12 protein-coding genes are annotated in these 10,997 nt (G+C 73.8%); 6 read left to right on the top strand and 6 right to left on the bottom strand.

Annotated elements, in window-relative coordinates; genetic code table 11:
- The 6 genes from AOK03_RS17845 to AOK03_RS17820 all read right to left on the bottom strand — a co-directional run.
- A partial coding sequence (locus AOK03_RS17845; protein ID WP_079074794.1) for a polysaccharide deacetylase family protein occupies positions 1-625 on the bottom strand: 625 nt, incomplete at its 3' end.
- Positions 626-806: 181 nt separating this feature from the next.
- Positions 807-2,226 (bottom strand): lipid II flippase MurJ (locus AOK03_RS17840; RefSeq protein ID WP_244177649.1); only part of this gene is annotated, 1,420 nt, incomplete at its 3' end.
- A complete protein-coding gene (locus AOK03_RS17835) occupies positions 2,223-3,647 on the bottom strand; it encodes an O-antigen ligase family protein (RefSeq protein ID WP_425264390.1) in 1,425 nt (474 codons plus the stop codon). The genes AOK03_RS17840 and AOK03_RS17835, both read right to left, overlap by 4 nt.
- Positions 3,648-3,652: 5 nt before the next feature.
- A complete protein-coding gene (locus tag AOK03_RS42645; RefSeq protein ID WP_055566275.1) occupies positions 3,653-5,152 on the bottom strand; it encodes a sugar transferase in 1,500 nt (499 codons plus the stop codon).
- The gene (locus AOK03_RS17825; RefSeq protein WP_055566273.1) at positions 5,149-6,285 is read right to left on the bottom strand and encodes a glycosyltransferase; all 1,137 of its coding nucleotides are present in this window, start codon (positions 6,283-6,285) and stop codon (positions 5,149-5,151) included. Before AOK03_RS17825 ends, AOK03_RS42645 begins: the two co-directional genes overlap by 4 nt.
- A 57-nt stretch (positions 6,286-6,342) precedes the next feature.
- Entirely contained in the window at positions 6,343-7,449 is a 1,107-nt protein-coding gene (locus AOK03_RS17820; RefSeq protein WP_055566272.1) for a hypothetical protein, read from the bottom strand.
- Between the two features lie 303 nt (positions 7,450-7,752).
- On the opposite strand from AOK03_RS17820, the gene AOK03_RS17815 reads away from it, so the two are divergent.
- From AOK03_RS17815 to AOK03_RS45195, 6 genes are all read left to right on the top strand, one after another.
- A complete protein-coding gene (locus AOK03_RS17815) occupies positions 7,753-7,992 on the top strand; it encodes a chaplin (RefSeq protein ID WP_055566271.1) in 240 nt (79 codons plus the stop codon).
- 276 nt (positions 7,993-8,268) lie between these two features.
- Positions 8,269-8,934: a hypothetical protein gene (locus AOK03_RS17810; RefSeq protein ID WP_055566270.1), complete on the top strand. Its 666-nt coding sequence runs from the start codon at positions 8,269-8,271 to the stop codon at positions 8,932-8,934.
- Positions 8,935-9,205: 271 nt separating this feature from the next.
- Positions 9,206-9,490, top strand: coding sequence for a hypothetical protein (locus AOK03_RS17805; protein WP_055566269.1), 285 nt, complete (start codon positions 9,206-9,208; stop codon positions 9,488-9,490).
- Between the two features lie 203 nt (positions 9,491-9,693).
- On the top strand, positions 9,694-10,194 hold the full coding sequence (locus AOK03_RS17800; RefSeq protein WP_055566268.1) for a DUF5949 family protein: 501 nt from the start codon (positions 9,694-9,696) through the stop codon (positions 10,192-10,194).
- Complete coding sequence (locus tag AOK03_RS17795; protein WP_079074793.1) at positions 10,194-10,850, top strand: vitamin K epoxide reductase family protein; 657 nt, start codon at positions 10,194-10,196, stop codon at positions 10,848-10,850. Before AOK03_RS17800 ends, AOK03_RS17795 begins: the two co-directional genes overlap by 1 nt.
- A 25-nt stretch (positions 10,851-10,875) precedes the next feature.
- Positions 10,876-10,997 (top strand): twin-arginine translocation signal domain-containing protein (locus AOK03_RS45195; RefSeq protein WP_157868987.1); only part of this gene is annotated, 122 nt, incomplete at its 3' end.

Genomic DNA, 10,997 nt, shown 5'->3' with positions numbered 1-10,997 from the left:
CGGCCTCGCGGACGGCGGCCGCGACGCGCTCGTCGACGGTGCCGTAGGGGTAGCAGAAGCCCTGCGCCTCGACGCCGGTCAGGTCGTGCAGCGCCGCCCGGCTGCCGCTGACCTCGCGGCGCAGCAGGCGGTCGTCGGCGGCCGTCAGGTCGACGTGGGTCAGCCCGTGCGAGGCGATCTCCATGCCGGACTCGACGACGTGCCGGATGCCGTCGGCGCCCAGCAGCGGCTTGCGCGGGCCGAGCGGGTCCCATGCGTTGTCGCCGTCGAGTCGGCCCGGCAGGACGAACACGGTGGCGGTGCAGTCGTACTGCCGGAGCAGCGGCAGCGCGTGGTCGACGAAGTCGCGGTACCCGTCGTCGAAGGTGAGGCCCACCAGGTTGTGCTCCTGGCCCTGCGCGCACGCCTCAAGGAGGTACTTCATCGAGACGCCGCGCAGCCCCTGGCGCCGCATCCAGCGCAGCTGCGCGCCCAGCCGCTCGGGGGCCACGGTGATCCCGTACGGATCGTCGGACGGGTCCGCGACGGAGTGGTACATCGCCACCCACGCCGGGGTGCGGGGCGGCCGCAGCCGCAGGAACGGCTCCGCGCCGGAGGGCGCGGGCGGGGTGAGGTCAACGGACATGACGCAGCTTTCTGCTGACGGAGCGAAGGGCGGACGCCCAGGGCTGCGCCCCCAGGAGCAGCCCCAGGAGCACGAAGGAGACGGTCACCGCGGTGAAGCTCGCGAGGACCGCCGGGGCGGGCTGTGCCACCCGGTGCGCGCACGCGGTGCCCAGCACCGCCGCGCCCGCCGCGGCCACCNNTGCGCGGGCCCATGCCGCGCAGCAGGAGCACCGCGGTGACGCAGATGCCGGTCGCGTTGGCCGCGGCGATTCCGTGGACGCCCCACGTGCCGACGGTCAGGAAGCCGATCCCCGCGGTGGCGACGACGCCGACGACCATCGCGTACAGCGGGATCCAGGTCGTGCGGGCGACGGAGAAGTGCGCGCGGGCCAGCGCGCCGACCAGCGTGTGGCCGAGCAGGCCGAGGGCGTAGACGCGCATGACCGACGCGGTGGCGGCGGTGTCCCGTGCGGTGAACGCGCCGCGCTGGAAGAGCAGTTCGATGAGCGGGGGAGCCGCGGCGACGACCGCGGCCGCGCCCAGCAGCACCATGCAGCCGGCCAGGACGATGTCCCGCTCGACGCGCTTGCGGGCGCGCTCCGTCTCGCCCTTGGCCAGCGCCCGAGCCACTACGGGGAAGGTGACCGTGCACAGCATCAGCGAGAGGACCATCGGCATCTGCGCGACCTTCTGCGCGTAGTTCAGGTGCGAGATGGCCCCGGCGGGCAGCGAGGAGGCGAGGAACCGTTCGATGAGGACCTGCGACTGGCGGCAGAGCGCGAACAGCAGGACGGTCCAGATGATCGTCGTCTGGAGGGTCCTGTCCGAGGAGCCTCCCGCCGGGGACGCGGGCGCGGGCTCCGTTTCGGGCCGGTACGGGCGCCGCAGCTGACGCCAGAGCGAAGGCGCCTGTACGACGACCATGAGGGCCCCGCCCACCGCCACTCCGGCCGCCGCGGCCCGTACCCCCAGCGGCACCGCGAGCGCGAACAGGGCGGTGATGATGGCCGCGTTGTAGGCGACGTAGACCGTGGCGGGCGCGACGAACCGCTGGTGGGCCCGCAGCGCCGCGCTGCAGTACCCGGCGAGGCCGAAGGTCAGCGCGCAGGTGGCGGTCAGCCGGGTGCAGTCGACGGCCAGTCGCGGGTTGGGCAGGCCGGGGGCGAGCACCGCGACCAGGTGGGGCGCCGCCGCGATGAGCAGGACGGCGGTGCCCGCGAAGCACAGGGCCATCCGCGGCAGCGAGGCCCGGACGAGCTCGCGGACCGGGTCGAGGAGCGGCCCGTCCGCGCGGCGCGCCAGCGCCAGGCTGAACGCGGGCACCAGGAAGAAGGCGAGGCCGTCCTCGATGAGCAGCGTCGCGGCGAGCTCGGGGACCGTCCAGGCGACGAGGAAGGCGTCGGTGTCGGTACCGGCGCCGAAGAAGTGCGCGAGGGCCTGGTCGCGTACGAGCCCCAGGAGCGAACCCGCGACGGACAGCACGGCCGTGACCAGCGCGGCCTTGGCGAGGAACGAGCCCCCGGTCTTCTCGGCGGGATCCCGTGCGGCGGGCGCGGCGGTCACCGCGGCAGGCGGCGCGTCCGGGTCGGGGGCCACCTCCGGGGGCGGCACGGTGGTCATCGCGGGCCCGCCTCTCCCCGCAGAGCCTCTTCCGGCAGAGCCTCGCCCCGCGGGTCGCGGGAGCCGACCGCCCACCAGGCCGCCATGCCGAAGGCGATGGCGGTCAGGACGGTGGAGGGGCCGCCGATGTCGGCGTACACGAAGTCGATCAGCTGCCAGACCAGCAGCCCGCAGGCCACCAGCGCGCAGTCCAGCTGCGAACCGCCCGGCCCGTTCCGCCCGGCGCGCTGCCGCTTCCACCGGCGCACCGCGCACACCAGGAGCGCCGCCCAGCCCCCGGCCAGCGTGCCGAGCCCGAGCAGTCCCTGCTCGCTGAGGACCAGCAGGTACATGTTGTGCGGGGAGAGCAGCGGCTGGCGCGCGAAGGCGCTGCCGGCGCCCGCGGTGTCGCTGCCCGAGGACAGGGCGAGCGAGGCGTGGCTGTCGCGGTGGTCGGGGAACCCCTTGAGGCCGACCCCGGTCACCGGCCGCTCGCGCCACATGTCGGCCGACGCCGCCCACATCGTGTAGCGGTCGGTCACCGACTGGTCGGGGGTGTCGGTGACCTGGGTGATGCTGCTGAGGCGTTCCTGGAGCATCGCCGAGCCCACGCCGAATCCGGCCACCAGGACCACCGCGGCGGCCGTCCCGGCCAGCAGCACCTGACCGGCCCGGCGCACCCCGGCGAGCAGCAGCACCGCGGCGCAGGCCGCCGCGGTCGCGATCCACGCGCCGCGGCTGAACGACAGGGCGAGCGGCACCGTCAGGAGGGCCGCGCAGACCACCGCCGCCGACCGCTGGCGCGGCGAGCGCGGGCGGAAGGCCAGTGCCAGCGCGCAGACCAGCCCGTACGAGACGACGGTGGCCATCCCCATGACGTCCGTGGAGCCGAACGTGCCGACGGCGCGGATGTCCTCGCCCATGTACGAGGCGCCCGTGCCGGTGAGGTTCTGGTGCACGCCGATGACGCCCTGCCACAGCCCGAGCCCGACGAACGACCAGGCGAGGAGGCGGAAGTGGTGGGCGTCGCGGATGAGCAGCAGGACGGCGGCCGGTACGAGCACGAAGATCTGCAGATAGCGCGCGGCCCCGGCGACGCCGGTCGCCGCGGAGGAGGCGCCGAACGCCGCCACGGTGATGCCGACGACCGGCAGCCCGAGGAGGACGGCCGCGGTGCGGGTCAGCGGGCGGCGCCGGGCCCGCACCGCGCGTACGACGCAGTAGCCGACGACGAGGGCGGACACCGCGTCGGCCACGCCGCCGGTGCCGCCGCCGCTGCCGCCGGAGGACGCTCCCGCGGCGGGCACCGGCAGGGCGAGCAGCGCGACCAGGAGCACCACCGGCAGCACCGGGGCGCTGCGCCGCAGCGCGGGCGGCACCGTCTCGTGCAGGCCCCGCAGGCGCGAGCCGGGCGGCAGGGCGGTGGACGGGTTGTGGGTCACCGTGCTCAGCTCCCCGTGCGGCGGACGAGGCAGCCGAGGGTGCGCAGCAGGATGCACAGGTCCTGCCAGAACGACCAGCTGTCGATGTAGGCGTTGTCGAAGCGGCACCGGTCCTCGATGGAGGTGTCGCCGCGCAGGCCGTGGATCTGGGCCAGGCCCGTGATGCCGGTCGGCATGCGGTGCCGGTGGGCGTAGTCCGGATAGGTCTGGCTGAACTGTGCGACGAAGAAGGGCCGTTCGGGCCGGGGGCCGACCAGACTTATGTCGCCGCGCAGCACGTTCCACAGCTGGGGCAGCTCGTCGAGCGAGGTGCCGCGCAGGAACCGGCAGAACGCGCTCATCCGGTGCTCGTCGGCGACGCTCCACCGGGTCGCGGCCTCCTGCTGGTCGACGGGCCGGTGGGTGCGGAACTTCAGGAGGGTGAACAGCCGCCCGTCCTTGCCGACGCGTTCCTGACGGAAGATCACGCCGGGTCCCTCCGCGGTCCGCAGCACCAGGGCGCAGGCCGCGAGGACCGGCGCCGCCGCGAGCAGCAGGACGCCGGACACCGCGATGTCCAGCAGCCGCTTGCCCGCGCGGGTGCCGCGTGGCCGGGCGGGCGTCAGGGAACGGCAGGCGAACCCGGCCACGTACTGCCGGTGCCCGCCCGGCGCGGGCACGGTACCGGCGCAGCGCGGCTCCAGCTCCCACAGGTCACAGCCCAGGCCGTGCAGGGTCGGCAGCCAGCCGGCGAGCCCGGTGCCGCGGTCGGCGAGGAAGAACACGGTCCGGACGTCGTTCTGGATCACCGCGCGGTGGAGTTCGTCCTCCGTGCAGAGCACCGGAAGGTCGGGCGCGGGCCCCGACGGCGACTCGGCGCCGGTCTCCTTCTCCTGCGGGGGGGCCGCGGTCTCGCTGACGATGCCGACGGGCCGCATGCCGCAGCCGGGGCGCCGCAGCAGCGCGGCGGCCACGCCGCGCGCCTGCCCGACGGGCCCGAGGACCAGCACGGGCCGGGGCCTGCGCACGGTGGCGGCCCGCCGTTTCCGGTGGACCAGCGCGCGCCCGCAGAAGCTCAGCAGGCACTGCACGGCGACGGCACCGGCCAGCGTCCGCGGTGCCGGTGACCCGACCGTGGGCAGGGCGGTGGCGAGGACCGTGGCGACCGACCAGGCGAGCGCGACCCGCCCGGCGAGCGACGGCACCTGGCCGAGCGTGTCGGGCAGCGCGGCGTACTCGTACAACCGGCCCTGCACGTTCAGGGCCGGCACACCGGCCAGGAGCAGGGGTGCCAGTACGGCCTGCTGCCGGGGATCGTCGAGGAGCAGCAGGGCGACCAGGGCCGCGGCGCAGTCGGCGGCCAGCAGGGCGGCGGCCGACCGCCGTTGCCGGGCCGGGCGCGGCGCGGCCGCCCCGGCACGCAGGACCGTCGCTTCGCGTGGCGCGACGACGAAGGTGCCGGGCGGGGCCTGGGTGTCCTGCCGTGACTGAGCCGATGAGGAAGCAACGGTCCGTTCCGCACTCACGTCGTGCTGCACTCCCTGTATTCGGTGGGCGCCGTGCCCAGAAGCTCGCCGTACACCGCGTCGACCGCGGCCGCGGCGCGCCGCGTGTCGTGGTGGTCCAGCACGTGCTGCCTGCCGCGCCGCCCCAGCGCGTCCCGCAGCTCCCCGTCCCGCAGCAGGGCGACCAGGGCGTGGGCCAGCGCGCCGGGGTCCTCCGGGGGGACGAGGGCGTGCGGGCGGTGGGACGGCGGCAGGCTCTCCCGTGCCCCGTCCACGTCGGTGACCACGACCGGGCGGGCGCAGGCCATGGCTTCGAGCGGGGCCAGTGCCATGCCCTCCCAGCGGGAGGGCAGGACGACCACGTCGGCCGCCCGGTACCAGGGCGCGGCGTCGTCCGCCGCGCCCGCGAAGGCCACCCGCGGCCCGGCCCGCTCCCGCAGCCGGGCGTCGTCGGGCCCGTCCCCGACCAGGACCAGCCGGGCGTCGGGCACCTGGGCGGCGACCGTGGGCCAGGCGCGCAGGAGTACGTCCTGTCCCTTCTGGCGGCAGAGCCGGCCGACGCACACCACCAGCCGGACCGGCGCGACGTCCTGGCCGGTGGGCGCGAACCGGTCGGTGTCCACACCGTTGGGGATCACCGCGTACGAGCCGGAGATGCCGGCGCGGCGGCCGGTGACCCACTCGGCCTCGCTGACGCAGACGATGCGGTCCGCCCACCGGGCGGCACGGCGCTCCCACAGGCGCGCCAGGAACGCGGTGGGGCCGCCGACCGCCTCGAAGGACCAGGCGTGCGGCTGGAACACCGTGGGGATGCTCCCGCGCAGCGCGAGACGTGCGGCGAGCCCGGCCTTGGCGCTGTGCGCGTGGACGAGGCCGGGTTCCACCGCGGTGATGACGCGTTTGAGGTCGCGGACCTCGGTGCCGAGGCCGCGGCCGGGGGAGCGGGACGCCGTCCAGGGGTGGACGTGGACACCGGCGCCCAGGGCCTCCAGCGCGCCGGCCAGGAAACCCTCCGGGGGACAGGCCACGTGGACGTCGGTCCCGGCCGCGGCCTGGGCGGCGGCCAGGTCGACGACGACCCGTGCCACGCCGCCGTCCACGGGCTGGCTGACGTGCAGGACCCGTGGGGGGTGGGGTGCTGAAGGCAGAGGCATGCGCGTCTCCTTCGGGTCAGTGCGGAGCACCGCGGAAGCGGAGCGGGGCAACGGGCGCTATCGCTTCGCGTCGACGGCGGCGAAGACCACGCCGACCCACGCCGGATCCTGCGAGGCGAGGTGGACCGTCAGGTCGCCGTGCGGCCCGCGGCGGCCTTCGGCGGGCCGGTCCGGGCCCTTGGGCAGCGGGAAGACATCGGAGTCGTATCCCAGCGTGTTCGTGTACGCGGGGTTCCTGCGCAGCGGCGTGCCCGGCTCGCTGATGGTCGAGTTGAGCGCGTCACCGGCCGGGTTGGCGTCGTCCGTCAGCGGCACGGATCCGGTGCGTCGGGACGAGACGCCCACCGTGTCGCCGCGCCGCCCGCGGTCGCCGTCGTAGGCCACCACACCGGCGATGCCGTCCGTCCCCCGCGGCACGCCGCGCAGCCGGACGGCGTGCCGGTGCCCGTCCTCCCCGGTCGAGTCGAAGCCGTCCCAGACGGCGAGGGTGCGCAGCGGTTCCGCGGCGTTCTCGTACGCCACCACCAGCGTCCAGCCGCCCCAGGCGCCCGCCCGCGAGTGCCCCATGGCGACGTTGACCTGGGCCACGGTGTACGAGCCGCTGCCCGCCGAGCGCACCAGGTCGGTGACGTCGGCCGAGGCCTGGAAGGCGTCGGCGCCGTCGGCGACGCGGTGTCCCACCGGGGTGTCGGCGACGACCGGCTTGTAGTTGCCGCCGGGCTCGGCGATCAGGACCCGGCCGTTGTCCTTGGGGGGCTTCTGCTCGCCGACCCTGAGGTTGCCGCCCCAGTACAGGCGGGCGTAGGAGACGCGCGAGTGCGGGGGCAGACGTACTTCGCCCGTGCTGGAGTTGTAGGTGTTCGGGTCGTCGTCGACGTCGATGTAGAACATGTCGAAGTCGTCGTTCACACCCGGACGGCCGCCCCGCGTTCGGGCGCAGGACTCCGCCGTCCGGTCGATCGCGCGGCGGCAGGTGATCGCCGAGTTTGCGGCCCGGACGATCCCGCCGTGCTGCAGCGCTCTGTATCTCTGCGCGAATTCGATGCGTGTCTTCTCGCCGCTGTCGCCGGGCGGGGCGGCCGAGCCGGTCCCGTTGGCCGCGAGGCACGCGGCCAGTGCGAGAGGGATGACGAACACGCGACGCAGGCCCAGGGAGTGACGCATGACGGCGTTGGCCTTCCGAGTGTGTGAACTCTGAACCACAGCGGAGATGAGGGATTCGCCTCATCTATATGAATATGAAGGCGTATGAGCGGAATGCCCTAAGGGGAAGCGCAACTGTAGCCGTTGACACGGGAGACTCGGCCGACCTCCGCGCGTGTGTCGGAACGGTGAAGGTCGGCACTGCGACGGTTGCCGCCGCGCATCACCCGTCTGGGCGCACAACTCGGCACCGAGGTCGGCAGTTGAACCCTCCAGACGGGCAGCCCGCCCGTACGTCGCATCATCACCAAGGAGCAGCACTCCATGTCCCGTACCACCAAGGCTCTCGCCCTGTCCGCTGTCGCCGCCGCCGCCGTGGCCGGCTCCGCGGGCGTCGCTGCCGCCGACAGCGGCGCGCAGGGCGCAGCCACCAACTCCCCCGGCGTGATCTCGGGCAACAACGTGCAGGCGCCGATCCACGTCCCCGTCAACGTGTGCGGCAACAGCGTCAACGTCATCGGCCTGCTGAACCCCGCGTTCGGCAACCAGTGCGCCAACGACTGACGCACCGTCGGTTGCGAACGGCCGTCCCCGCGAAAGAGGGGGCGGCCGTTCCGCGTGTCGGCGCGGCTTTCCGCCGCTGCGGTGTTATCGGCCGTGCCCCGAATGGGGGGCGCGCGGCCGACCGGCCGACCGGCCGTCACATCCGCGTCCCACCTGCGCAGATGCCCGCACGGGCGCCGCACGACCGATACGTTCCGCAGTCGCTCGGTTGCGGAGGGCGTTTCCCGCTTTCACGGTGATCACAAGATCCGACGCATCATCGAAAGGGAAACACCTATGCGCGCTCTGCCCGTACGCCGCCTCGCGACCACCACCCTGTGCGCGACGCTGCTTCTCGGCACGGCCGGACCGGCCCTCGCCTCCGACGGCGACGCCTCCCGCGAAGCCACCCGGACCGCCCCCCGCGCGCCTGCCCCGGACGCGAGTGCCCTGCTGGGCCAGGCCCAGCAGCTCGGTGGCCTGGGTGGGGTCCTGACCCCCGTCACCGACCTGCTCTCCGCGGTGCTCAAGGCGCCGGACAGCAAGCTCTCCCCCGAGGACGCCAAGAAGCACGTCGACGCGGTGAAGGCGGCCATCGACGCGGCGGCCAAGGCGGCCCCCGCGGCCCCGGGCACCGGCCTGCCGAGCGTCCCCGAGGCGCCCAAGCTCCCGACGGGCGGCGCGCAGCGTGACGCCAAGGCACCGATGGACGCCAAGGCCGACGCCCTCGCCGCGCTGCAGAAGGCGGTCGACGAGCTGGTCAAGGCCGCCACGGCCGGCGACCCCAAGGCGGTCCTCGCGGCGGCGCCCGGGGTGCTGCTCGGCCTGGTCAACACCGTCGTCGCCACCGTCCTGGGCGGCGGCCTGCCCGCGCCGAACCTCCCGGGCCTGCCGAGCCTGCCCAAGCTGCCCACCGGCGGCCTGCCCCAGACGCCCGCCCTGCCGCAGGCGCCCGCGCTCTAGACCCCGATCCAGACCGCGCACCGTCGCCCGCCCTGCCGGATTCCTTCCGGCAGGGCGGGCTTCTTTATGCCGCGGTCAACGCCCGCCGCAATTCGGGCGGTTGATATGAGGATGAGATGCGTTCTTCATTCGAGTGGCTTCCGTGAAGTTTCCGGGCCAGGGGTTTCCGTACCGGTCCGCGCTCGTTAGTCCCGGAGAACAGAGACAACAGGCGAACGATGCCTGAACAGTGCTCCCAAAGGCGGCGCGCGTCGCCAAAGAAAGGAACATGATGAAGGCCCTGAAGGCTGCTGCAGTTCTTGCCGGTTCGATCGCCATCGCCGGCTCCGCCGCGCCCGCGTTCGCCGCTGACCTGGCGCCCACGAGCCTGAACGGTGGCCTCGAGACCATTGCCGGCCAGACCCCGAACCTGCTCGACACCAAGCCGGTGAGCACGAACATGCTCGACACCGAGAACAGCGACTCGGTCGTGAACACGGTCAAGGACACCACGGACGGTCTGAACTCCGCCGGTGGTCCCACGGAGCTCCTCGGCGGACTTCCCCTCGCCAAGTAGGACCCGACGGCAGACGCGCGCAAGGGCCGGTCACTCCTTCCACGGACCGGCCCTTCGGTGTGTCCGCGCGGCAGGCGGATCGCCGGGGCGCGTCAGCACCGCGGCCGACGGGGTGACCCCATCGTGTGATGGCGGCGCCGTGCTGGGCCACACGGGTGACAACAGGGCGGGGCGCGTACGCCCACGTCTATACGGTTCCCCTCATGACCTCAACTTCCAGTGAACAGCGCCCCTTCCGAGCAACTGATCTGGGAACCCTGGCTGTTCTCGCCTGGAGCGGTGAACACCCCGAGGACGAGAAGGACATGCCGTTCCTGCTGGCCTACTCCCTCGGTGACACCGAGGGCGGCCCGGAGGCCACGGCCGAAGCGATGCGCAGCCTCCTCGGCGAGGCGGGCCTGCCCATCGGCGGCCCGCTCATCGACGGTGCGCGCAACCCCTCCCTGCCGGTGAGCCTGCTCGTCGAGGGCGACCACGCCGTCGTCAACATGCCCCACCTGAACGCCCAGTGCGTGGCGCCGCCGGAGTGGCTCGCCGCCGTCAAGCAGCGCGGGCACGCCTACTTCATGGCCACCACGCGCGCGTGGCCGGACGCCAAGCCGGGCGAGCCCGTCTCCGAAGAGCGCCTCAGCGAGTTCGCCGGGGACGAGGAGACCATGCTCAGCGCGGCGCACTGCCTGCTGCCCGCACGCAGCCTGCGCTGATGCGCCCCACCACCGACCTGCCGCACCGGGTACCGCTCCAGGCGGTCGGCTCCCCCGGTGCGGCGCGGCAGGCGCCCGCCGCCCCGGCCGCCGGGTGGCGGCTGGGGCTGCTCCTGGTGGTGACCGGCGCCGCGGGACTCCTGGCCGCGTGGGTCATCACCCTGGACAAGCTGGAACTGATGAAGGACCCGGATTACGTTCCCGGGTGCAGCCTCAATCCGGTGGTCGCCTGCGGCAACATCATGCAGAGCAAACAGGCGGCGGCATTCGGCTTCCCCAATCCGATGCTGGGACTCGTCGCCTACGCCGTCGTGATCTGCGTCGGCGCGGGACTGATCGGCGGCGCGCGCTTTCCCCGCTGGTACTGGCTGACCCTCAATGCGGGCACGGCATTCGGCGTGGCGTTCTGCGGCTGGCTGCAGTTCCAGTCCCTCTATCGCATCAATTCCCTCTGCCTGTGGTGCTGCCTGGCCTGGGCCGCGACCACTCTCATGTTCTGGTACGTGACATCGCACAACGTACGGTCCGGTTTCCTGCCCGCACCGCGGGGACTGCGCACCGCCCTGGGCGAGTTCACCTGGGTGCTTCCCACCGTGCACCTGGGTGCCATCGGCATGCTGATCCTGACGCGCTGGTGGGACTTCTGGACCAGTTGACCGGCCCGGTCGAGGAAAGGACAGCATGAGGCCCCCGCTGATCGAGCGCATGACCCGCCGTCATCTCCTCGGCGCCGCGGCCACGGCGTGCCTCGCCGCCGTGGGCATCGTCCGCGCCGTACCGGACCCGCCCGCGCCGCCCGCCCC

It is taken from the genome of Streptomyces atriruber (assembly GCF_001418325.1).
In the GTDB taxonomy this organism is placed as follows: domain Bacteria; phylum Actinomycetota; class Actinomycetes; order Streptomycetales; family Streptomycetaceae; genus Streptomyces; species Streptomyces atriruber.
This window is presented reverse-complemented; position numbering and strand designations above follow the sequence as displayed.